This is a genomic window from Hyunsoonleella aquatilis, from assembly GCF_014270105.1.
Lineage (GTDB): Bacteria > Bacteroidota > Bacteroidia > Flavobacteriales > Flavobacteriaceae > Jejuia > Jejuia aquatilis.
Map to the genome: position 1 here is coordinate 100,044 of NZ_JACNMF010000002.1, position 23,962 is coordinate 124,005.

16 protein-coding genes and 1 tRNA gene are annotated in these 23,962 nt (G+C 39.3%); 2 read left to right on the top strand and 15 right to left on the bottom strand.

The genetic code is table 11. The annotated features are described in order from the left end of the window. The first annotated feature begins 91 nt into the window (after positions 1 to 91). Positions 92 to 2,995 (top strand): alpha-amylase family glycosyl hydrolase, encoded by a 2,904-nt coding sequence (locus tag H7U19_RS05905; RefSeq protein ID WP_186560118.1) that lies wholly within the window; start codon positions 92 to 94, stop codon positions 2,993 to 2,995. 192 nt (positions 2,996 to 3,187) lie between these two features. Here the strand turns inward: H7U19_RS05905 and H7U19_RS05910 are convergent, their stop codons facing one another. From H7U19_RS05910 to H7U19_RS05945, 8 genes are all read right to left on the bottom strand, one after another. Next, a complete protein-coding gene (locus H7U19_RS05910; protein ID WP_222597392.1) occupies positions 3,188 to 4,093 on the bottom strand; it encodes an alpha/beta hydrolase in 906 nt (301 codons plus the stop codon). Positions 4,094 to 4,227: 134 nt separating this feature from the next. Further along, a tRNA-Met gene (locus tag H7U19_RS05915) sits at positions 4,228 to 4,300 on the bottom strand. A 59-nt stretch (positions 4,301 to 4,359) separates the two neighbouring features. After that, positions 4,360 to 4,542, bottom strand: coding sequence for a CPXCG motif-containing cysteine-rich protein (locus H7U19_RS05920; protein WP_186560120.1), 183 nt, complete (start codon positions 4,540 to 4,542; stop codon positions 4,360 to 4,362). A 73-nt stretch (positions 4,543 to 4,615) separates the two neighbouring features. Continuing rightward, entirely contained in the window at positions 4,616 to 5,440 is an 825-nt protein-coding gene (locus H7U19_RS05925; protein WP_186560122.1) for a leucine-rich repeat domain-containing protein, read from the bottom strand. Between the two features lie 103 nt (positions 5,441 to 5,543). Further along, on the bottom strand, positions 5,544 to 6,905 hold the full coding sequence (locus tag H7U19_RS05930; protein ID WP_186560124.1) for a TolC family protein: 1,362 nt from the start codon (positions 6,903 to 6,905) through the stop codon (positions 5,544 to 5,546). Continuing rightward, on the bottom strand, positions 6,895 to 10,203 hold the full coding sequence (locus tag H7U19_RS05935) for an efflux RND transporter permease subunit (RefSeq protein WP_186560126.1): 3,309 nt from the start codon (positions 10,201 to 10,203) through the stop codon (positions 6,895 to 6,897). The genes H7U19_RS05930 and H7U19_RS05935 overlap by 11 nt, the downstream gene beginning before the upstream one ends. Before the next feature lie 3 nt (positions 10,204 to 10,206). Next, on the bottom strand, positions 10,207 to 11,361 hold the full coding sequence (locus H7U19_RS05940; RefSeq protein WP_186560128.1) for an efflux RND transporter periplasmic adaptor subunit: 1,155 nt from the start codon (positions 11,359 to 11,361) through the stop codon (positions 10,207 to 10,209). Between the two features lie 299 nt (positions 11,362 to 11,660). Continuing rightward, entirely contained in the window at positions 11,661 to 13,568 is a 1,908-nt protein-coding gene (locus H7U19_RS05945) for an ABC-F family ATP-binding cassette domain-containing protein (protein WP_186560129.1), read from the bottom strand. Positions 13,569 to 13,742: 174 nt separating this feature from the next. Here H7U19_RS05945 and H7U19_RS05950 point away from each other — a divergent pair, with 174 nt between their 5' ends. Beyond that, positions 13,743 to 14,138, top strand: coding sequence for a DUF983 domain-containing protein (locus H7U19_RS05950; protein ID WP_186560131.1), 396 nt, complete (start codon positions 13,743 to 13,745; stop codon positions 14,136 to 14,138). Here H7U19_RS05950 and H7U19_RS05955 read toward each other — a convergent pair. From H7U19_RS05955 to topA, 7 genes are all read right to left on the bottom strand, one after another. Next, positions 14,135 to 15,181: an NAD(P)/FAD-dependent oxidoreductase gene (locus H7U19_RS05955; protein ID WP_186560133.1), complete on the bottom strand. Its 1,047-nt coding sequence runs from the start codon at positions 15,179 to 15,181 to the stop codon at positions 14,135 to 14,137. The genes H7U19_RS05950 and H7U19_RS05955 overlap by 4 nt on opposite strands. A 245-nt stretch (positions 15,182 to 15,426) precedes the next feature. Further along, a complete protein-coding gene (gene porN, locus H7U19_RS05960) occupies positions 15,427 to 16,317 on the bottom strand; it encodes a type IX secretion system ring subunit PorN/GldN (RefSeq protein ID WP_186560134.1) in 891 nt (296 codons plus the stop codon). A gap of 56 nt (positions 16,318 to 16,373) precedes the next feature. Continuing rightward, on the bottom strand, positions 16,374 to 17,936 hold the full coding sequence (gene porM / locus H7U19_RS05965) for a type IX secretion system motor protein PorM/GldM (RefSeq protein ID WP_186560136.1): 1,563 nt from the start codon (positions 17,934 to 17,936) through the stop codon (positions 16,374 to 16,376). Positions 17,937 to 17,981: 45 nt separating this feature from the next. Then, positions 17,982 to 18,611, bottom strand: coding sequence for a type IX secretion system motor protein PorL/GldL (gene porL, locus H7U19_RS05970; protein ID WP_186560138.1), 630 nt, complete (start codon positions 18,609 to 18,611; stop codon positions 17,982 to 17,984). A 70-nt stretch (positions 18,612 to 18,681) separates the two neighbouring features. Further along, a complete protein-coding gene (gene porK / locus H7U19_RS05975) occupies positions 18,682 to 20,049 on the bottom strand; it encodes a T9SS ring complex lipoprotein PorK/GldK (RefSeq protein ID WP_186561500.1) in 1,368 nt (455 codons plus the stop codon). A 163-nt stretch (positions 20,050 to 20,212) separates the two neighbouring features. After that, entirely contained in the window at positions 20,213 to 21,379 is a 1,167-nt protein-coding gene (locus H7U19_RS05980) for a formimidoylglutamase (RefSeq protein ID WP_186560140.1), read from the bottom strand. A gap of 15 nt (positions 21,380 to 21,394) precedes the next feature. Continuing rightward, positions 21,395 to 23,902 carry a type I DNA topoisomerase gene (gene topA, locus H7U19_RS05985; protein ID WP_186560142.1) on the bottom strand — a complete coding sequence of 836 codons (2,508 nt, stop codon included), beginning with the start codon at positions 23,900 to 23,902 and terminating at the stop codon, positions 21,395 to 21,397. Positions 23,903 to 23,962: the final 60 nt, after the last annotated feature.

Genomic DNA, 23,962 nt, shown 5'->3' on the forward strand with positions numbered 1-23,962 from the left:
TCGGGGTGCCTTAACATTTTACATACTATTTCGAAGTTAATAGATAGCTATAAGCTTCGACCTAGTCCACTATCACAAAAAAATAATGCAAATGAAAAAAATTACATATATCCTGTTCTTTATATCAGCTTTTGTTTTGGCACAAAAACAAACGGTTACGTACAGCGTTTCACCACTTCCCTTTGAAGAGGATGACTCAATAACGATTACCTTTCAAGGCAGCAGTATTAACGAAGCTACATGGGGCGTTACCGGCAATGCACTTTACCTTTGGGCCTGGTCCTGGGACACAAATATCTCTAACCAGCAAGATTGCCCTACCAACGGCACATGGAACAATTCGAACGAAACCAATCGACTCACCTACAATAGCGGTAGCGATACCTATACCATTACTTTCACCCCTACCTCTTTTTACGGAAGAACAGGCATTGGACGCATAGGATTTCTAATTAAAGCAAAGGATGGCACAGGAGATAAAAAATCTCAAGACTTAGATGAGGATGTGGGCACCCTTCAACTGACACTTACATCACCTACAGACGCAACAACCATTATATCGTCAGGTGGAAATCTTAGTATTTCTGCTACCAACACCGGTGGCAACGCCAATTATGTGCTAAAGGCAAATGGTGCTACCATAAACACTCAGAACGGCATATCTTCCTATTCCTTTACGGATATGAATATTTTGGAAAACAAAAATTACGTTTTGGAAGCAACTATTGGAGGCACAACCAAATCGGCCGAATTTTCAGCCATTATTGACCCGGGCACCAACAATGCAACCATGCCGGAAGATTATGAAGATGGCATCAATTACGACGACTCAGACCCAACAACTGCAACATTGGTGTTAAATGCCCCGGGCAAGGATTTTGTATATGTTGCCGGAAGCTTCAACGGATGGGAACCCGAAATCTCGGATGCGATGAAATATGATACGACACGAAATAAATTTTGGTTAACGCTTACAGGTTTGACTTCACAAAAAATTGAAACCTATCAATACTGGGTGGTGGATAAAACGCCGATTGCCAATTCCCCGGAAATGGTAAAGACGGCGGATCCTTTTTCTACTTTGGTATTATCCCCTTTTGATGACCCATTTATTCCTGCATCAACCTATCCGGGCTTACCAATGTATCCAACAGGGCAGGAACGCGAGGTTACCGTTTTACAAACGGACAAAACACCGTACAATTGGCAGGTCACAAATTTCGTAAAACCTAAAAAAGAAGATTTAGTGATTTATGAAGTATTGATTCGCGATTTTGATGCGGACCGAAATTATCAGGATTTGATTGATAAGATTGATTACTTCAAAGATTTAAATATCAATGCCATTGAACTGATGCCTGTTATGGAATTCGAGGGCAATGAGAGCTGGGGCTACAATACTTCGTTTCATATGGCTCTGGACAAGTTTTATGGCACCGAGGACATATTTAAAGAGTTTATAGACGTATGCCACCAAAACGGTATTGCCGTTATTTTGGACATCGCCTTAAACCATGCCTTTGGCCGCAATCCTATGGTACGCATGTGGATGAATGATGCTGACAGAGACGGATGGGGCGAGCCAAGTTCTGATAACCCTTATTTTAATACATCTCCAAGGCATGCTTATAATGTGGGTTCGGATTTTAATCACTCCAATACTATCACAAAAGATTACACAAAACGTGTGGTAAAACATTGGATTGAAGAATTCAACATAGACGGTTTCCGTTGGGATTTGACCAAGGGATTTACACAAAATTGTACTAGCGGAAATGAAAGTTGCACCAACAGCTATCAAGCAGATCGCGTAGCCGTTTTAAAAGAATATGCAGATTATTCCTGGAGTTTGGACGAAACCCACTATGTGATTTTCGAACATCTAGGAGGTGATACAGAAGAAAGCGAATGGGCCAATTACCGATTGGGAGATGCCATTCCAAAAGGCATTATGATGTGGGGAAAAATGACCGACCCCTATGCCCAATTGACTATGGGATATTCCAGTAGCTCCAACATTAGCCGTATGGGACATAAGGCCCGCACAGGTTATACAGCACCGCGTGTAGTAGGCTATGCCGAAAGTCATGATGAGGTAAGAACAATGGAAAAAAATTGGCGTTTTGGCAACAGCAGTGGAGGCTATGACACAAAGGATATCAACACTGCTTTGTCTAGAATATCTGCTTTAGGTGCGGTTTCCTTAACCATTCCCGGACCAAAAATGATTTGGCATTTCGGAGAATTGGGCATGGAAAACTCTATATTTACGTGCTCCAATGGCACATTAAACCTACCAGATGATGCCCCTCCCGGAGGCGATGGCGGTACACCATCAGGCGATTGTAAATTAGATACCAAACCACAACCACAATGGACCCAAGATTGGATTAACGATGTCAATAGAAGCCCTATATACGAAGCGTGGTCTAGAATCAATAATTTAAAAATTAACGAACCTGTATTTGAGGGGGACTATAATATTTCCTCTGGAAACCTCCGTCCTCGGATAAGCATTTTCACCGGAAATGAAAATACTTCGGGTTCTGAATTAAAAAATGTGATCATTATCGCTAATTTTGAGTTGACTACTATGAATATCAATCCAAATTTCCCTTACGGGGGAACTTGGTATGATTTAATGGATACCTCAGGCTCACCAGCAACTATTGATGGCAGTACTACCTCAATCAGCCTAGCTCCGGGCGAATTCAAAATTTATGGGAATCAGTTATCAACACTTTCCTCAAATGATTTTGAAACAACACGCAACGTTACTTTGTATCCCAACCCTGCCCAAAACGAGTTTTCATTAAATGTTGATGTCGCAACAGTTTCCATTTATGACATACATGGTAAACTGGTAAAATCATTCGATGGCAATTTTAGAAGTGGATATAATTTTAATATTTACGATTTACCTAAAAGTATTTATGTTGTAAGGGCTAAAAACGATTTAGGAAATACGTTTACAACAAAACTTGCAAAGTTTTAAAAGATAGTAAGTAACTAGCTTAATGAATTAATTAATAGCACTATAGTTTGTTTAGTTTAGTTTGGTTATTGGTTGAGCAACCGGTAACAGAAAAAGGTTTTCTTTCTAGAAGGCCTTTTTTGTTTATCAAAGCGAAATACACTTTGAGACATAAGTCCTATCAAAAATATCATATGGATGAATAATCCAATCCTACTTTTTCACGGAACGAACCGTCTGAATGGTTTCTCCGGAGCCCAGTGTTTTTTCAAAAAACTCAAGCACAGCATCCAATTCGTCATAAGGAATATGGTTGACTTCGTGCCCTCCTCCTATTACTTTATGTAGGTAGTACGATTGGTTCAACTGGTGCAATCTATTGGCAATACTTTCTGAGCCATTTAAAACCAAAAAACCTGAGTCATCCTCAGAACAATAGCGGTGCGGGGCTTCCCCAAAAGGCACCAATTTATCTTCAGTCCCATGGAACAAAACAGCTGGAACGGCATTGTCCTCGGAAATATAGCTGGTATCCATGACAGCACCAGCCAATGCAAAAACACCGGCAAAGTTCACTTTGGCGTATGTTTTAACATCATCAAGCAAAAATCGTTTTAAATACACGGCATGCAATACCACCTCCGCTCCGGCGCTACTGCCTCCTGCAATTATTTTATCAATATCAATCCGGAGTTTTTTCTTTCGGGCAACAATGTATTTGGTCGCGTCCAAAAAATCCATGGTGGCCTGACGGAATACTTCCTTTTTTAAAGACGCAGGGCAATTGCATCCAAACCCGGTTTTAGAACCTTTTAGCAACAATCTATACGAAATCGACACCCCGATATATCCATTTTTTGTTAGATATTTCATAAAGCGGGTCTCGGTAGCGCCATCCCTTTCTCCTCCAGAAAAGCTCCCTCCATGCATCCAAATGACCACAGGTAAACTTTCTCCTTTTTTTAGGTGCTCGGGGGTGTAAACATCCAATCTCAACTTCTTGGAATCCTTTTTAGCGTAGGTATAACTCCTTTTATTTTGAGAAACCCCTAAAAGGCTACAACCAAAAACAAAAAGTAAAAATAAATTTCTCCTCAGATATATAGGCCAGTCGAACATGTTTTTTGTAGCCAAAAGTTGTACATTAGAGTGTACGGTTTTTAAAAAGACAAGATTTCTTGGGCATAAAAAAAATGCGGCTCAAGTCTATTTTAAACCGCATTGTCTCTTATGTTTCCGTAGAATCTACTTTGTAGCGGGAACTGGACTCGAACCAGTGACCTTCGGGTTATGAGCCCGACGAGCTACCTACTGCTCTATCCCGCGATATTGGACAGCAAATATACAACCCTTTTTAGATTTGGCAAGGCTTCAAACGAAAAAAATTATTGCTCGATACTAGTGGCCTGAAAGTCTGTCAATTCCGCTTCGGAAAATTTTACAGTGAGTTGAATAGGGTTGCAACATACTTCACAATCCTCTATATAGGATTGACTGGAGACGGATTCATCGATCAACATCGAAATGTTTTGCCAGCAATAAGGACAGGTAAAATAATGTTCTTTCATATATAAACAAAAAAAGTAGGTGCAACTACTGCACCTACTTTGCCATTAACTTATTGATAAATAACTTTACTAATTAATCTTTTTCAATGTCCATTGTGGCCGTAGCGCTTTGGGTATTTAAACGCATCAAAGCTGGTGGATTCTTACCTGAAACACTGATATATTCTTGGTTCAGGTTGTTATCGCTAACCATAATGGTGTTAAGGTTTGTCAAATTAATCAACTCCATTGGCAAATCACCAGTAAACTGGTTGCTTGACAGTAATAACTCTTCCAGGTCTTCCAATTGTGCAATCTCAACAGGAATTTCACCATCCATTTTATTGTCCATAACGCTGAATTTTTTCAACTTGGTCAATGCAAAGATTTCGGTTGGAATATTTCCAGTTAAAAAATTACTACCCAATAACAACTCTTCTAAATTGGTCAAACCCATAATAGAAGAAGGAATATTTCCCGTTAGTTGGTTGCTATATAATTTTAAGGATTTTAAGTTTTTTAAGTTACCTAATTCAGAAGGAATATCGCCTTCAAATTTGTTCATAAACAATTCAAGAGCCTCAAGGTTTGTCAACTTGCTCAACTCTGATGGAATTGTTCCAGTTAAGCCATTAAAACCAAGATTTAAGGTTTTAAGATTTACCAAACTGGCAATTTCAGCAGGCAATTCACCTTTTAGGTTATTAAAAGGTAAGTTGATTTCGGTTACCGTACCGTTTTCAATTTTAACACCGCTCCATGTATCTATGGAGGCATTGATATCCCAAGTAGCATTCCATTGAGCGCCATTGGTACTGTTATAAAGGGCTAAGAGCGCCTCTTTTTCACTATTCGAAATATTCGCAAAAGCAGAAACTGCTACAAATAGACTAAGAATTGTTAGCTTTAAGGTTTTCATCTTTAGGTCGATTTTAGGACTAATACTCAACGAAATTAGCTATCATATAGATGAAAAACTATTTTATTCGACGAAATACATAAAATTTTAACATTTAATTTCTTCAAAAATCGACGTTCAGTAATTCTCCACTTATTCTCAAGACTTCCAACTCCGACACTTTAGCCTGATATTTAGCCTGGTTTCGATTGAGTTCTGCATTTATTAAATTAATCTGAGCTTGCCTAAATTCAATAGAATTGACCTGGCCTAGTTTAAATTTCTCTTGAGTTCTTTCAAAATTATTGGATGCTGTGATAATATTATCCTCCTGCATCCCCAAAACAGTGAGTTTGTTTTGATAGTCCTCCCAGGCGTTATTAAAATTCCGCTCAACGTCCATCAGAAGTTGCTCCTTTTGAAGTTCTTGTATTTCCAGATTGATTTTGGCATTCTTTGTTCTAGTAATAGAAGTACCGCCATCAAAAAGGTTCCACGTTAAGTTTACCCCACCCGAAACCCCACTGCTCGTACTTTGGAGTACGAACGCTATGGGATTGTTATTATTTGCAGTTTCGTTCCAACCATAAGACCCCTGTAACCCCACCGAAGGTAAAAATTGGGCTTTGCTAGCTTTTACATCAAATTGACTGATACTGATATTTTTTTCGGCCCTTAATAAGTAAATGTTGTTCATCCGAGTTTTTGAAAGTAACTCTTCTTTGTCCAAATTAAGCATAAAGCTGACATCCGTTTGCACATCAAACTCAATCGGCATTTTATTACCCAAAACTACCATTAAGTCTCGTTTTGCATTTCTCAATTGCTGTTTGGCATTAATCAGGTTGATGCTATCGTTGTTTATATCTACTTCGGCATTCAGCACATCCAACTTCGTGCTTTGACCATAGTCAAACTGATACGTCGCTCGGGTTAGTCTATCTTTAGAAATGGTTAAGGTCTGCTCCAAAATCCTAGTATTCTCTGAGGATTGCGCAACGGTGTAATATATTGAGAATAATTGTGCAATTGTAGTCTCCACGGTTTCCCGTGCGTCCAATTCGGACAACTGATATTCTTCCTTTAAGCGTTTGTAATTATACATTCTGCCCAACCCATCGAACAATACATAATTTAAATTTAGGGAAGCATTATATCGCCTCGTCTCAGCTCCATTAGCTATACGAGGTGGTCTTTGAATAGCTGGGCCATCAGGGTTATCTGGATCGGGCTGAGGAGCCAATTGCCCTTCGGTATTTTGCCTATCAATAGTTGCCCCTGCATTTCCTGTAAGCGTTGGTAAGTAGCCTGAATTCAAAATATCGGCATTGTTCTCGGCCAATTCCGCTAGATTATTTGCGATTTTAATACCATAATTATGCTCCAATGCCAATTTCAGTGCATCTTCTGTACGCAATACTTGTTGGGCATTACCAAACATTCCAAGGAAAACTAATGCTGAGTATAGTACTATTCTACTTTTCATCGGAATTGTTTTGTTTATTTAATAGGGCCAATACTTCTTCCTCGGTTACATAATTATCATTTATCAAATGAGGCACCGTGCCTTCCAATTCCAAATCCTCGTCCTTTTCATAAACCACGCGCTCAACTTCTTCTTTTGAAACTTCCCTATTGAGCCATAACCATTTGGCTGTCGTTTTAACATTATTGCCAAAGGATAAAAAGATGGGCAACATAATCAATGTCAACACAGTGGCAAAGCCAATGCCGTATGCTATAGAAACCGCCATGGGAATTAGAAACTGCGCCTGCCTACTTTCCTCAAAAATTAAAGGTGCCAAACCTGCCACAGTTGTTATTGAGGTTAAGAAGATAGCCCTAAACCTTGAACGACCAGCCTCATAAAGGGCATCGTCAAAGGTCATCCCTTCCCGAAGGTTATTATTGAACTTACTTATAAGCACCAATCCATCATTCACCATAATACCAATAAGGGCAATGATTCCCAAAAGGGAAAGAATATTCAAAGTAAAATCATGAATCCAATGGCCCCAGGCCACTGCTGGCAAACTAAACGGAATCAAAATAATGAGCAAAAGCGGTTGACTATAACTTTTAAAAGTGAACGCAATTACAATATAAATAAGAATTAAAACTACCAAACCCACTGGACCTAGGGAACTGGTTAGTTTTAAACGTTCCCGGTTCTGGCCCTCATAAGATGGCTTAACCGTTGGGTATTTTGCTAGGATTTCCGGCATAATATCATTTTGTATCTCGGCCATAATATCCGTGGCGCTCGTTTTCTTTTGGTCTTTGATATCGGCAGAAACTTGAATTTCTCTGCGCCCATCCAAGTGGTTTATGGCCACATCGCCTCGTTCTATGCTATAAGTGGCTACTTCCTTTAATGGCACGCGCTGGCCATTAGGAGTTACAATACGCATATTGTCCAAATTTTTAACGGATGTTCTATCCTCTCTATCATAGCGTACCCAAACCCTAATTTCGTCCTGACCTCTTTGGAAACGTTGTGCCTGGGCACCAAAAAAAGCCGATCGCACTTGCCCCATTATTGATTGCAAGTTCAGTCCAAGCGCATAGGCGCTTTCCTTTAACTGCAAACGGATTTCCTTTATGCCTGCCGGGTCATTATCCGTAACATCTTTCAATAAGATATTATTTTCAAGATTTTGTTTTAACTCGGCTTTCACAGCTTTTAATTCATTGATATCATTGCCTAATAAAGAAACCGAAACAGGACTGCCACCAAAATTTCTACCGGATCCAAAAATTAAACTCTCCACACCAAATACAGGTCCTACCTTTTCACGTATTTTATTGGTAACCAAGCCGGCAGTTATTTCATTTGGGCGTTCTTCTCCTGGCAATAAGTTGACAGTTACTGTGGCAGTTGATGACCCGGGGCCCAATCGCTTAATGATATTTTCCACCAAATGCTTTTCTGTATTTTCACCTAAAAATTCATTATGGATATCATTGGTCGCTTCAATCGCCTTTAATTCAATAAAGGAAATAATGCTATCGGTAACTTTTTCATTCGTCCCGTTTGGCATATTCAACGTAATTTGAACACTATCACTGGCGATTAGTGGAAAAAAGGACACCCGAATGATGCCTCCCAAAACACTTGACCAAGTCAATATGAAGAAAACAACGAAAAAAGAGAAGGTTAAAAACTTATATTTCAAAGCGAATTTTAGGGTTGGGCTATACATATTGTCCCTCAGCCATTTCATGATATTATCGCCCAAGGTATTGATATACCTAAGCTTGGAAAACACCCTTTGAAAAACACCAGCTAAACCCGATTTCGTCTCTATGCTTTGCTTCCTGAGCGCTTTGGAATGGGCCAAATGCGCTGGTAAAATAATTAAAGCTTCCACTAAGGACACTATGAGGGTAAGTATTACAACAACCGATACTTCCCCAAAAAACTCTCCTATTCTGCCATCCAAAAACAGGAATATACTGAAAGCCAATACCGTGGTAATTATTGCTGATATAATTGCTGGCAACACTTCCATTACGCCGTCTATGGCCGCTTGCTTGGGGGATTTGCCCTTTTCGTATTGCTGATAGATGTTTTCGGCAATCACAATACCATCATCCACCAAAATACCGATTACGATAATCATTCCAAACAAGGACAGCACGTTAATGGTGACATTAAAAAACCCTGCAAACATAAACATACCCAAAAAGGCCACGGGTAGCCCAAAAGCCACCCAAAACGCCAGGCGGATGTTCAGAAAAAGGGATAAAAAGGTGAGCACTAAAATCATGCCTATAATGGCATTCTCGGTAAGGAGATCTGTTCGTTGTACAAGCGTAGTAGACAAATCCCTAACCACATTGAGCTGAACGTTGTCGTATTTTTGATTAAACTCTTCAATATATGCCTTGGTTTTCTCGGCGGAAGAAATTAAATCTTCTGTATTCGTGCTAGTTATTGTTACGTTAATTGCCAAATTCCCGTTGAAATATGAGGCATTGGGTGTTTCTGAAAATTTATCACTTACCTCAGCAATATCTTTCAACCGAACAATACGCCCAGAAGGATCTGCTTTTACAACAAGGTTGGATAATTCATCGGCATAATATGAGCGGGCATTGGCTCGTATTAAATATTCTTCGGCTACGGTCTTTATTGTACCTCCCGTAGTTATAAGACTGGACCGGTTGATAGCCTGAGAAACTTCGGCAAAAGAAAGGTTGTATGCCAATAAACCGGTTTCGTTAACCGCAATTTCAATTTCTTCATCTGGATAGCCGGTAATTTCAATTTGGGAAATGCCATCAATACCTCTTAAATCATTTTCAACTTGCCTTCCTATTTGCTTAAGGGTTGCCAAAGGAATGTTGGAACCACTAATAGAAAAGGTTATGGTGGGGCGCATGTTCTCTATTTTGGCCACTACCAAAGGCTCCATCCCGATAGGGAAAGACGGCACTCTGTCCACAGCATTCTTGACTTCAAGCAGCATAAAATCAACGTCTTTTCCTTTTTCAATTTCAACATTAATAGTACCGCTATTCTCCCTAGAAGTTGACGTGACGCGTTCCACGCCGTTAAGTCCCTTGAGATTATCTTCTATTTTCAGAATAATACCTTCTTCTACTTCTTGTGGCGAAGCACCAGGGTAGGTTACACTGATATTAATATTTTTTGAATCGACTAAAGGAAAAAAAGAGGATTTAAGTTTTGAAGCTCCGAAAAGGCCAAAAAGCAAAAATCCAATAACAACAACGTTGACCGCAACACTATGTTTGATAAAATAGGCAACCAGTTTTCTCATGCCCTATTGCGCTTTTCTTGTCATAAGTTTTTGAGGAGCTTCCTTTTGTTTTATCCCGAAAGGCCGTACCATCATGCCTGCGTAGGCTCCTGGAACGGGCTTTTCAATAATCACAGTGCCTTCTGGTATATCCTTTAGCACCACTTTGGTATCCGAAAAATAGACGGGATTGACATCTATCACATCCAAAACACTATCTCTTACTACAAAAATCTGTTCTCCGTCCAGCATCAAACTCCTACTAATTTCTATGGCATTTTCTTCTTTTTTAGCATTGAGATTGGCCTCAAGGTACATGCCTTCTTTTAGGCGCTCATCTTTCACCTCAATAAAGGCCGTAACAGTTTGGGTAGTGGGGTCGATGCGTCCATTAACTCTGGAAACTATCCCAGAATACGTTTCAGTATGCTCCAAATTATTAAGCGCTACTTGCTCCCCAACTTGAAGAAAACCTGCATAGGTCTTACTAATGGCCACCTCCATCTCATAAACTGAAGGACTGATGAATTCGCCTAATTTTTGTCCGTTTCTGATCAACGAGCCCTCAGTAACCAAGGCCTCCGTTAAAATTCCTGAAAATGGCGCACGGATATTGTATTTTGCCAAACGTTGTTCCAAGTTTTTCACATTGTAGTAACTGGATACAATGCCTCGACCGGTGATAAAAAAGTTCTCTTTTTCAGAAGTCATTTCGGGTAATTTCGGTGTTGACTTCTCTAAATTGAAATTGTTGAGATAGGTTTGCCACTTGGGATAAACTTCAGGAAAATCCAACCTCAAATCCGGCATTATCGAAGCAATGGAATTATAAAGATTGCTTTTGGCCGATTGCACATTGGCAAAGTGTTCAGAAGCGTCAATTTTAATGAGCGTTTCCCCCTTGACATATTTTTGCCCAGGCCTAAAAAGCTTTCCGTTAGACCGAAATATGCCCTGTACTTCGGCAAACAATTCCACACGTTGTTTGGCCACCAAATTACCATTGGCGGGTATTACAATTTGAACGACACCATTTTGAATCGTATCGGTGAACACAGTTTTTACTACCTTTTTGGGAACAGGCCGCCTTTTCTTTTTATTATCAGCAATGCTATTACCAATAAAAACGGCCCCTACGATAAGTAAAAGACCCAGAAGGGATAAGATGATATTACGCATGAATGTTGATGGTTAGCGAATGCGAAATGAATTTGCCATTATACCAAATCGATTATAAAATATCACTAATAATTAATTTCTTTTTCTACTTATACTTAGGTGAAAAACAAAACCGTTCCCGATAGCTATCGGGATAAGGCTATGGTTTGACTTTTCATCTCGCATAAGCGAAAAATAATCTTAATTCTCATGTCACATTTTATAATCGATTTGGTATTACAATTTAGGCATTCTATGCGAAAGTATTCAAAATACCCACGTATTCCCGTTAAAAAAACCCTAAAAAGGCCGAATACCGCCTAGGACAAAGCTTCCAACTTATATTGAATGACTTCCCAGTCTGCCATGAGTTCCTCTAATTTTTGCTTTTTTTTATGGTATTTATCAAAGAAACTTTTATCGGCCACCGTAGGATCATAATTCGTTGCCAATTCCATATCGTCTTCTTTTATTTCCTTTTCCAATTGGGAAATTTTGGCCTCCACGCTACTCAATTTGTTATTCAATGATTTGAGCCTTTTCTGTTCTTCATAGGAATGTTTATTTTTTTGTTTAGGTGTTTCTTTAACCACCGTACGCTTTTCAACCTCGCGAAGATTCAACACCTGGCGTTGCTCTAAATAATAATCGATATCGCCTAAATATTCTTTGATCTTATGGTCCTTAAACTCGTACACTTTATTGGTCAATCCTTGAAGAAAATCCCTGTCGTGTGATACCACGATCAATGTTCCTTCATACCGTTTAAGCGCTTCTTTAAGAACGTTTTTTGATTTGATATCCAAATGGTTGGTAGGCTCATCCATTATCAGGACATTAAATGGCTGAAGCATTAACTTGGCCAGAGCCAATCGGTTCCGCTCCCCACCAGAAAGTACTCTCACATACTTTTCAACCTCGTCTCCCCTAAATAAAAACGATCCCAAAATATCGCGTACCTTACTTCGATTGGATTCATTGGCCGCATCAATCATAGTATCCAATACGGTTTTGTTGCCGTCCAAATACTCGGCTTGGTTTTGAGCAAAATAACCGATCTCCACATTATGCCCCAACTTCAATTGCCCTTCATGCTTTATTTCACCAACAATAATCTTTGCTAAAGTGGATTTTCCTTGACCGTTCTGCCCAACAAAAGCGGTTTTGCTGTCACGTTCGATTAACAAATCGATGGATCTTAACACCTCGTTTTCATCGTAACTTTTTGAAATCCTCTCTGCCTCTACTACCACCTTGCCTGGTGTTACAGATACGGGGAAATTTAAGGTCATAACGCTATTATCATCCTCGTCCACCTCGATTCGCTCAATCTTATCCAGTTTTTTAATGAGGGATTGAGCCATGGTAGCCTTAGAAGCCTTTGCCCGGAACTTTTCAATCAGTTTTTCGGTATGCTCAATCTGTTTTTGTTGGTTTTTTTGAGAGGCCAACTGCTGTTCGCGGAGTTCCTTTCTCAAAACCAAGTATTTTGAATAGGGCTTTGGGTAATCATAAATCCTGCCTAATGAGATTTCAATAGTGCGATTGGTAATATTGTCCAAAAACATTTTATCATGCGATACAATTACCACAGCTCCCGGGTAGTTCTTTAAAAAACCTTCAAGCCAAATAATAGATTCAATATCCAAATGGTTTGTAGGCTCATCCAAAAGGAGGATATCATTATTTTGAAGCAACAATTTTGCCAGCTCAATCCGCATGCGCCACCCTCCTGAAAATGTATCGGTTGGATTATTGAATTGATCGCGTGAAAAACCAAGTCCCTGCAATATTTTCTCTGTATTACCCTGATAATTATAACCACCTAAAATTTCATATTGATGTTGTAAATCATTGATATCAATCATCAATTGGTTGTAGCCCTCACTTTCATAATCCGTACGCTCGGCCAATTGCGTATTGATTCGCTCCATCTCTGTTTCCAAAGCCTTTATTTCCGTAAATGCTTCGTAGGCTTCCTCCAAAACCGTTCGCCCTTGAACAAAATCAATGTCCTGCTTTAAAAACCCTATCTTCAGTGCTTTATCAGTAGCAATCTGCCCCGAATCCGGTTCCAATTCCTTGGAAAGAATTTTGAGCATAGTAGATTTCCCAGCACCGTTTTTTCCAATCAGCCCCACACGGTCGCCATTACCTAGCTTAAAAGTAATATCTTCAAACAGGTATTCGCCTTGAAATGAAATAGATAAGTTATGGATATTCAGCATAGAAATGTGACTAATGTTACAGCCTTTTGGATTATTACAATTACTTTTGTTGCGAGCAAAAATACGATAAAAAATTTCTTAAAATTTTTTATTTAGATTCCCGTTTTCACGGGAATGACAGTTTAATTTGAAACCTCGCCACATTCGTGACGAGCCGACATATTTTTGAAATAAATGTTTAAAAAAGGAACGAAATTGTACAGCATTTTGACGGGAAGTTGCCCAAAATGCCATCAAGAATCGATGTACAGTAACAAAAATGCTTATGTGTTTTCAGAAACTTTGAAAGTTAATGAGCGCTGTTCGCACTGCAATACCAAATATAGAATCGAACCTTCATTTTTCTACGGCGCCATGTATGTGAGCTATGCCGTAGGGATTGCTTTTGCCGTCGCGGCTTTCGTTATTAGCAACCTTTTCCTAGGGGCCGGGTTAAAAGCGACTTTTATTTCGATAGTGGGAACCCTAGTCGTATTTATGCCAATCATCATGCGTCTTTCCCGAAATATTTGGATCAATCTGTTTATGAGCTATGACGAGAAACTGGCGAATAAAAAAGGACAATCTTAGCTGTACCGGGAAATATTTATAGCGGGCTCAAGTTCTTCTTCGTTTTCAATAAAATTATAAAGTTGATTTGCTACATATGGCCCTATCATCACCCCCCTCGTTCCTAATCCATTTAAAACATACAGGTGTTTATGAACTGGATGTTGCCCAACTAAAGGTCGCCTGTCCCTTACGGTTGGACGGATACCTGCCACTTGATCTACAATTTCAAACGGACAGGAAATCATCGTTTTTAAACCTTCCAAAAGTTTATTTTTGCCTTTTTCGGTAGGGTTATGGGTTAAGTCGTATAGTTCGTATGTCGCGCCAACGATATATAAATCGTCCTCCATAGGAATCAAAAACACTGGACCTTTTAATACGAAATCAATCTTCAGATCGGGCGCATGGATTATCAGTAGTTCTCCTTTGGTTGGTGATAATTGCAAGTTTTGAAAGAAGGGGTTTTGGACGACTCCATAGCCCTCAGAAAACACAATATGCTTTGCTATGATATTTTCATAAACCACTGATTCATTGTTGTTTAAAATATTTGAATATTCAAAAGATTCCTTCTGAAATAGTCCTCTTTTTGTCAAAAACTCGCGATAGGTTTCCATCAGAATTTTGACGTCAATACGCCCTGTATACAAGACTTCTCCAAAACCAAAGGAGGCTTGAATGGCCGGGTTTTCATTTTTAATAATGCCGGTTGAAAGATATGGCTTAAGCGCTGGTTTATCTGAGGCAGTAAACCAATTGTTTTGTTCTTCTACGGATGCAAACTTACGGTACACCGGGATTTTATAATCCAGTTTTACGTCCAGCAATTGCTCTAAATCTTGATACATTGCAAGTGCCAAGGGCAATTGCTCATCGCTTTTCCAAACGGCAGTAAAACGCTTTAAAACGACTGGATTGTATAATCCTCCTGCAACCGTTGAGGATTGTTGGGAACTGTCATCAAATACTACAAAGCTTTTGTTGTGCGCTCTTAACTGTTCGCAAAAGCAGATTCCTGCTAAACCCAAGCCGACGATAATGTAATCGTATTCTGTTTTCATTTGGTGCGAATATAATGGAAAAGGTGCATATTTTAGACGAACGTGAAGGAGTCTTAATCAATCAGACTTTAGACCCCTCCTAATTCCGCCTGTGGCGAAATTGTCCTCCCCTCGAAAAGAAGGGGAGGAGTTGGTTATCTACTAATTTTTGGGTTTTCGAATGCCATAAATAATAGCTCATAAATTCTGTGCAAATAAAAACGCCCGCTAAAAGCGGGCGTTCAAATTATACTTTAGGTTTTAAACTAGTATGTCCACATATCCAATTCAAAATCCCTGATTTTTGTTTTGATGCGCTCAGATTCAAGAAGCTGCATTAAAGCATTATCCGAAACGTATTCGCTAATCTTTCTATCGCCCTGCACATTTTCTTCTTTATAAATATAACCTTGAAAACGTCTGGCATTCAAGATATGATCAAACGAATGCGGAATGGCACTATTGGAATTGTTAAAGGCTTTAGCCTCATGCAATACTTCTCGGGCATCTGGAAAAAATACCCAGAATAACTCTACTAAATCTGGATTATCATCATCGATGAAGTTAACATCTGGCGCTACTGGAGCAATTCCCAAAAGTCTGTACTTCATTTCAGCGTGACGCTTATCGAAATACCAAAGTCCCTTAATATGGTACTCTTGAATTTCGGCGGCAGTAATTTCCCTTACGTCTATATACTCATCTGATAATTCTTCACCTGCATTCAACTGTTCAATACCCAATTCGGTAGTATCAATACTTTTCAATGCTGCTTGAATATCTTTAAGTGTACGCTTAGTAGTAAAATAAGAATCATCATAAATGTTTTTGATTTTCCCATTTTTGATGTTCTTCATCAAAACATCGTAAAGAGATCTCCTGTCGTTTCCAATATTATTTGTGTCTATTGGATAATACAATGGAAAGTTGGCGCGCTCATCAAGAACAACTTTTTCCCACGTCATTTTAGAAAAAAGGATATCTCTATCGTCAACATATCCATATTCCAATGGCTTATCGTTGTCAATTTCCTTTTGTTCCGCCGTTCTTACCCCGATTTCCTCAGGACTTTTGGCATTTAATATATTCGCTTGGGCAAATACACTAGATACCGTAAAAACAGCAACAACAGCTAACAAAACACTTTTCAAATTCATCTTATTTTCAATTTTATAAATATTGGGCCAACCGAGGTTAGCCCAATAGTTTCTTTTTAATTTGTAAGCTCAATAAATACTGGGGATACCTTTTTAAGTATCACACTTACGCCACTGGCTTTAGCTTCGATATCAAATATCTGAACACCAGAACCACGCTTGGCCTTACGCAAAGCACTTTTGGCTCTACTATCTAACTTACTTCCTCTAACATTTATTGTTGGTTGTCCAGGAACTTTAAATTTAAATCCTGTAACACGCAATGGTAATTCAAAGTCAAAGTCTTCAAACATAGCACCAACAGTAGATTTTTCTAAACTCTGACGTTGCATTTTTGCAGAAGTTTCACCTCTAATAGTACCTGTTGGTCTTGGTAAATCCTTAATTCTGAAGGTTGCTCTATCTGAAACAGGTTTACCATCAGGTAATTTCCCCGTAACGTTAATAGTTATTTCTCTACCTTTAGCTAATGTAGCATCCATAACATATTTGCTTCCACTAACTCTTTTTAAGTATTGTCCAGCACTAGCCGAAACTTTGTTATCAGGAATACCGGCGAAAGAAATCGTCATTGGGTTTTTTACACCACGGTACACTACGTTCATTTTATCAGCAGAAATAGTTGCTGAATTTGGTTTTGCCACAGTAGCGAAAGATGAGTTTACAGGAACTTTAATTTCCTCTCCACCTTCACCAAAAATAAGGTCACCTGTGATTTTGTGCTCTCCAACACCACCAGTTCCTAATTTCAATTTCACCTTACCATCTTCAATTGTATATTGGTTTTCAGAAAGCGGTCTGCCATCCAATTTTAATTCTACTCTTTTAGGCTTGGTTGTAGCATCTTTACGACCTAGTACTATCTGACCATCAAACTGCTCTCCATTAAAGTAGGCAGATTTAGAGGTCTCCATTAAAGTGGTATAATTTGTCATAGATACCTGGCTAGACAACTCACCCTCTAACATTTTTGATAAAATCTCAGATTCGGTAGTCTTGATATCAGCTTGTAATTGTGTCATCTTGGTTAAAGAAGCTACCAATGGGAACCCTTTGTAGTGGTAATCCAACCAATCTACCTTGATTCCATCACGGTTTACTTCTTGCTCAGTACTAAATTTGTCCTGAACTTCCTTGATGATGCCTTCCATAGCTTTGTCACCTGAAAGTACTTTAATTACACCATCTCTAAATCCATTGATCTGATTTAGGAACTCCTCTCCTTCAGGTTTCAGCTTGTCCCCTTTAAAGAAGTTTTGATCTAGGTAATCGCCCTTATCCATGATTTCATAATCTGTAGGGTCGTCTACCGTAGCGGTCATCTTACCCTTTAAATCCACTAAATAAGAATCAAACTTATGCGCTAGAGCATCAATCTGATCTGCTTTAGCCTTTAAAGGCTTGTATTTTTCAGGCTGATCTGAAGCCTTTTGATCCAAACTAGCTACGAAACTCGCGTTTCTAGCCTCGGTAGCCTCATTAGACTCCGTAAGCTTTTCGTTCATTAATCCGAAGGCTGATAAAACTTCCTTTGACATATTTAATGCGAGCATCGCAATAAATATCAAATACATTAAGTTTATCATCTTCTGTCTTGGTGATAAATTTCCTCCTGCCATGTTAATTAGGTTTTAATGGTTAATTAAATTTGGGTTAACCCCTAATTACTTTTTGTTCATTGCAGACAACATACCACCGTACACACCGTTAAGTGAGGATAAATGAGACGCTAAAGATTCCATTTGTTCTTTTACCTTGGCTGCGTTTTCAACAGACTCTTCGTTGATAGAAGCTTGTTTGTTAATGCTATCCAATTGAACTTTATATAAGCTGTTCAAAGATTCCATTTGAGCGGCCGCTAAAGATAATTCTTCACCATATTTTTGAGTAGCTTGAATTGAATCTACTGTAGGAGAAATGCTTTTAGCAGCACCTTCAAAGTTCTTAATGCTATCGCCTAAACTGGCCATTAATTCTCCATCAATCTTAGCTTCCTTTAATAATTCATCTAATTTTTGAGATAATACACCTTTAGGGTTCTCTTTTTCCTTAGCAGATCCTCCAGCTAATTCTGGGTATACTAAAGACCAATCTAAATCGTCATCTACTGGTTCAAACGCTGAGAGCGCGAATATAATTGCTTCGGTAACAAGACCTATCGTTAACATAACGTTTCCGGTAAGGAATCCAATTTCAAAGTGTGTAATTTTGAATAAAGCTCCAACAATTACAATTGATGCTCCCAACCCGTAGGCCATATTCATGAACCTTTTACTTGCTTTTGACTGTGCCATAATTTCTGGTTTTTAATTTTGAGTAGTCTAACTACTCAAGTAGGTTAAATTAATAGTTATTATTTTGATTTTACTTGTTTCTTGCGTTCCGGGTTACGTTTGTCCCCATGTAATCCTGAACTGTTCTGAAACCTATATAACTTCTCGCAGAATCTGCGTATTCGTAATCTCTAGTACTTACCTGTAAAAAGTAAGCCACATCTTTCCAAGACCCACCACGTATGATTTTACGCTTGTTGTCTGGATCATTAACGCTTGGGTTAATGGTTGAATTATACTCATATGATGCAGGGTCGTATGATGCGTTTACCCATTCAGCAACATTACCTGCCATATTGTATAAGTTGTAATCGTTTGGTTCATAGCTTTTCGCCTCTACCGTGTACAATGCTTGATCTGCTGCATAATCTCCGCGTACTGGCTTAAAGTTAGCCATAAAACATCCTCTATCACTTTTGGTATATGGGCCTCCCCAAGGATAAGTTGCCGCTTGCAGACCACCTCTGGCTGCGTACTCCCACTCTGCCTCGGATGGCAATCTAAAGGTATTGACCATAGCCGCTCCTTTTCTTGATTTTTGATAAGAATTCTTGTTGATGGTTCTCCACTCACAGAAGGCCTTGGCCTGTTGCCAAGTTACACCTACTACAGGATAGTCTCCATAAGCCTCGTGCCAGAAATAATCATTGTGCATTGGCTCATTATAAGAGTATTGAAAATCGCGGATCCAAACGGTTGTGTCCGGATAAATTTCGATTTCTTCCTTTTTAATTACTTTACTTCGCTTTACACCTCTATTCCTAGCAGCTTCCTGAATGTCCATAAAGCTATACTGGAACTTGAATTTCTTCACATCCCAAGTGCGTTGTCCGTTATAAGATTCTTCCAAAGGCAAATACATTGTATCCATTACCTCTGCATAGAATTCATCCGGATAGTCTGCTGTATCCAAAATCAAATCGATATCTCTATTGATTTTTCTACCTTCATAACCAGTCGGGCCCAATCCAGTATAGTTTTCAAACATATATTTTTCGTAAACGGACATATTAGCAGTATCAGCATCCTTAAATGCAAACTCACCAATACCACCATCTTCAGGAGTTTTCCCAACTTCATCGGCAAGAATTGCCAATTTCATACGTAATATAGAATCTCTTACCCAATGAACGAACTGTCTGTATTCGCTATTTGTAATTTCGGTAGCATCCATATAAAAGGCTCTAACCGTCACGGTTTGACCAGGAGCATCATTTACCCCGGCAAGATCATCGTCAGCTTTACCCATTATAAAAGCACCACCAGGCACCAATTCCATACCATAAGGTTTTTCTGGATGCCATTTTTTTCCTTTAACTCCTACCAGTTCACCCTTATCGTTAGAGCCACAACTAGTGAGCAGAGCTAAAACTGCGGTTAATAAAACAAACTTCTTCATATTCATAGAAAACTCGAGGTTAATTATTTATGCTTCAATTTTGAGAGCGTAAACATATTTATATATTTTAAGAAAAACAACTATTTGTCTAAAAAATTAACGTTTCATCGTGAAAAGAAAGCATTTCATCGATAAAATTAACCGTTTGACCATACTTTGTCTATTACACGGAATTCTTCTGGAACGCTTTATACCAGCGGTCTGGGACCGTATTTTTAGTGGCATCTACATAATCCTGGTGCGTGCATGGTAATAACGTATGTCTTTTTAATTTATTATTCACTTCTGATAAAAAAGGAATCTCAATCCACCAACGCCCCGTTTTATTGCTTTTATAAAAGACAAGCTCTTGTTCTTCAACCAATACGGTAAACTTTTGATAGCTACTTTCATCCGTGAAATCATCATCCTTCACCCGGCAGTTAACACCTTCGATAAAATACCAAATGATTTGAGCTACAAGCATCGACGAAAGGGCATCGTCACTTGAAGGTTTATATTCATAAATACCGAAAGAGCTGACTTTATTACTGATGCCAGCATAACGGGCAATGGCACAAACCTCTTTGCCATCCAATCCATTAGGCGAAAACTTTTGGCGCAAACTCACTTCGGCGCCCTTTACGCATCTTAAATCTAAGCTTACGATATTGGCATCCCGCAATACAGGCTCTACGACGGTGATGTCCTGATTAATTTGCCCCAGGCGATAGGATTCAAAGTAGAGGCGCTCCATCAAATCGATTTCTTCCTGTGAATTAAAATAGGTTTGGTACCCAATATTGGAATAGTTGAATAGATTATAGGGTTCGTCGAGAATAATTTTCCCAACATAGCTATTGTTTTTGATGGGCTTAGCCGAATCGCCCAAATCGAACTTGCAATCTACATTGACCAAATTCACCATTGGGATAACACTATCATAGGCCCTATAGTTGGCATAGGTCAAATCCTGACTGCCTCCCAACAAAATGGGAATGATATTTTTCTTTACCAGAATGGCAATGGTTTCCTGAAGAGCAAAATAAGTATCTTCAACACTTTCACCGGCATTGATATCTCCCAAATCTGCAATGGTTGTAGACCAACTTCCCGGGAACAGGGCGTAAAGGGATTTTCTAACTTCATCCAATTCAAAGGTCCCACCAATATAATCTACATCATTTCTATTTTCAATGATGCCCAATAAGGCGATATTGACCCCGTCCAAATCCGGAATACCGTGCTGATTAGAATGCACCCGTAGCTTCCTTCCCAGGCCTTGCATCGACAATAATTCGTTATGGGCTAAAACATTGTCAGATACTGGGGAGAGAAAATTGAAGTTCATGTTTGGGTATTGTGTTTATTTTTTTGCGCTTGCTTTTTTTGTAGTTCGCTTTTTGGTCGCTCTTTTCTTTGGTGCTTTTGTCTCGATATGGGCTTTGGCTTCCTCCAAGGTCATATCCGTAACATCAACGGTTTTGGGCAATTCTACTTTTATTTTGCCTTTGATGACATTGTGCCTGCCCCAGCGAGCCTTCTCAACTCGGATACCTTCATCTTCCCAATGGTGAATCAATTTATCCTTTTCCTTTTGAATTTTATCTTCAATCAATTCCACAATATCGGAATCAGACAAATTATCCCAATCGTACTTTTTGTTCACATTGATGAACATATTGTTCCATTTGATGAATGGTCCAAAACGCCCTTTACCTTTTTGTACCGGCAAATCCTTATACATATATATAGGTGCATCCGCCTTTTTCTTTTCTTCTATTAAATTAATCGCTTCGTCAAGCTCCACACTTAAAGGATCGACACCTTTTGGCAAGGACACGAATGACGAACCAAATTTAACATAAGGCCCAAAACGCCCATTGTTCACCTGAACCTCCTCACCCTCATATTTTCCCAGGGTTTTTGGTAGTTCGAACAAAGCCATGGCCTCATCGTAAGTGATGGTATTCAATTGCTGGTCTGGGCTCAGGCTGGCAAACAATGGCTTTTCTTCGTCATCCACTGTACCTATTTGAACCATTGGTCCAAATCGTCCAAGTCGAACACTGACTTGTCGCCCTGTTTTTGGGTCTTCACCTAAAATACGTTCACCAGATTCCCTATCGGCATTCTCTTTTACATCTTCCACCACGGGGTGAAATTTCTTGTAAAATGATTGCATCATTTCCGTCCAATCTTCCTTGCCATCTGCAATGTCGTCAAAATCCTCTTCAACTTTGGCCGTAAAATTATAGTCTAAAATAGCTTCGAAATGGTTTACCAAGAAGTCCGTTACTATCATTCCTATATCGGTTGGGACCAATTTTCCTTTATCGGCTCCCGTTTTTTCGGTAAGGTTCTTTTCTTTAACAGTCCCGCTTTTAAACACAAATTGCTTGTACTTTCTTTCAACACCTTCATTGGAACCTTTTTCAACATAATTTCTATTTTGAATGGTGGAAATAGTTGGCGCATAAGTTGACGGACGACCGATACCCAATTCCTCTAATTTCTTTACTAAAGATGCCTCGGTATATCTGGATGGAGGGCGGGTAAAGCGCTCCGTTGCCGTGATGTATTGGTTATTTAGGGTTTCACCAACTTTCATATCCGGTAAAATACCATCCTGCTCCACATCTTCGTCATCGGTACCTTCTAAATACACCTTTAAAAAGCCGTCAAAGGTGATGATTTCACCATTGGCCACAAATTGCTGACTAACAGCCTTTGAACTGTTGACTTTGATTTTCAAATTGGTACGCTCCAATTCAGCATCACTCATTTGAGAGGCGATGGCACGTTTCCAAATCAATTCGTATAATCTAGCTTGGTCCCTTTCGATAGCCAAGGAATGTCTTGAAAAATCAGTTGGACGAATGGCCTCATGTGCTTCCTGCGCTCCTTTGGATTTGCCCTTATAATTTTGAGGTCTGCTGTATTTATCACCATAGGCCGAAAGAATTTCGGCTTTTGCCCCGGCCCTGGCCTCATCAGATAGATTCACACTATCCGTTCTCATATAAGTAATCAAACCTGCCTCATACAAACGTTGGGCATTGGTCATGGTCCTACTCACAGAAAACCCAAGCTTTCTGGAGGCTTCCTGTTGCAAGGTTGATGTTGTAAATGGGGGTGCCGACGTCTTTTTTGCAGGTTTCTTTTCTAAATCTGAAACCTGATATGTGGCACTGATATTTTTATTTAGAAACTCAAGGGCTTCCTTTTCGGTTTCAAAATTCCTTGGCAATTTCGCCTTAAAGGTCTGACCGTCTTCATTTGAGAATTCTGCATCGATTCTATAAGAAGCAACCGGCGTAAATCCTTCAATTTCCCTTTCTTTTTCAACAATCAATCGTACCGAAACGGATTGCACCCGTCCGGCAGACAAACCGCCTTTCACCTTTCGCCATAAAACGGGGGACAATTCATACCCTACAATTCTATCCAGCACACGACGCGCCTGTTGCGCATCCACCAAATCGTAATCGATACCTCGTGGATTTTCAATTGCTTTTTGAATGGCCGATTTGGTAATTTCATGAAACACGATACGCTTCGTTTTGGATTTATCCAATTTCAGCGTTTCGGCCAAATGCCATGCAATAGCTTCTCCTTCCCGGTCTTCATCACTGGCCAACCAAACCATTTCAGCTTTTTTGGCAAGTTCTTTCAATTTTTTTACAACATCTTTTTTGTCTCGGGATACTTGATATTTCGGTTTAAAATCCCCATCCACATCAACGCCCAACTCCTTTGAAGGGAGGTCAGCAATGTGTCCGAAACTGGATTCTACCTTAAAATCCTTTCCTAAAAATTTCTCTATTGTTTTGGCCTTTGCAGGTGACTCAACTATTACTAAATTCTTCGCCATACATCATTTTTGAGGCTACAAATGTATATGAAAAAAAGTTTATCTACCTAATTTTCGGAT

Excerpts from the sequence above, each read along its gene's own strand:
- H7U19_RS05940 (WP_186560128.1), bottom strand. The coding sequence starts at position 11,361 with ATGCGTAATATCATCTTATCCCTTCTGGGTCTTTTACTTATCGTAGGG.
- H7U19_RS05905 (WP_186560118.1), top strand. The coding sequence starts at position 92 with ATGAAAAAAATTACATATATCCTGTTCTTTATATCAGCTTTTGTTTTG.
- porN (WP_186560134.1), bottom strand. The coding sequence starts at position 16,317 with ATGAATTTGAAAAGTGTTTTGTTAGCTGTTGTTGCTGTTTTTACGGTA.
- H7U19_RS05920 (WP_186560120.1), bottom strand. The coding sequence starts at position 4,542 with ATGAAAGAACATTATTTTACCTGTCCTTATTGCTGGCAAAACATTTCG.
- H7U19_RS05955 (WP_186560133.1), bottom strand. The coding sequence starts at position 15,181 with ATGAAAACAGAATACGATTACATTATCGTCGGCTTGGGTTTAGCAGGA.
- H7U19_RS05950 (WP_186560131.1), top strand. The coding sequence starts at position 13,743 with ATGTTTAAAAAAGGAACGAAATTGTACAGCATTTTGACGGGAAGTTGC.
- topA (WP_186560142.1), bottom strand. The coding sequence starts at position 23,902 with ATGGCGAAGAATTTAGTAATAGTTGAGTCACCTGCAAAGGCCAAAACA.
- porL (WP_186560138.1), bottom strand. The coding sequence starts at position 18,611 with ATGGCACAGTCAAAAGCAAGTAAAAGGTTCATGAATATGGCCTACGGG.
- H7U19_RS05980 (WP_186560140.1), bottom strand. The coding sequence starts at position 21,379 with ATGAACTTCAATTTTCTCTCCCCAGTATCTGACAATGTTTTAGCCCAT.
- H7U19_RS05930 (WP_186560124.1), bottom strand. The coding sequence starts at position 6,905 with ATGAAAAGTAGAATAGTACTATACTCAGCATTAGTTTTCCTTGGAATG.
- H7U19_RS05945 (WP_186560129.1), bottom strand. The coding sequence starts at position 13,568 with ATGCTGAATATCCATAACTTATCTATTTCATTTCAAGGCGAATACCTG.
- H7U19_RS05910 (WP_222597392.1), bottom strand. The coding sequence starts at position 4,093 with ATGTTCGACTGGCCTATATATCTGAGGAGAAATTTATTTTTACTTTTT.
- porM (WP_186560136.1), bottom strand. The coding sequence starts at position 17,936 with ATGGCAGGAGGAAATTTATCACCAAGACAGAAGATGATAAACTTAATG.
- H7U19_RS05935 (WP_186560126.1), bottom strand. The coding sequence starts at position 10,203 with ATGAGAAAACTGGTTGCCTATTTTATCAAACATAGTGTTGCGGTCAAC.
- H7U19_RS05925 (WP_186560122.1), bottom strand. The coding sequence starts at position 5,440 with ATGAAAACCTTAAAGCTAACAATTCTTAGTCTATTTGTAGCAGTTTCT.
- porK (WP_186561500.1), bottom strand. The coding sequence starts at position 20,049 with ATGAAGAAGTTTGTTTTATTAACCGCAGTTTTAGCTCTGCTCACTAGT.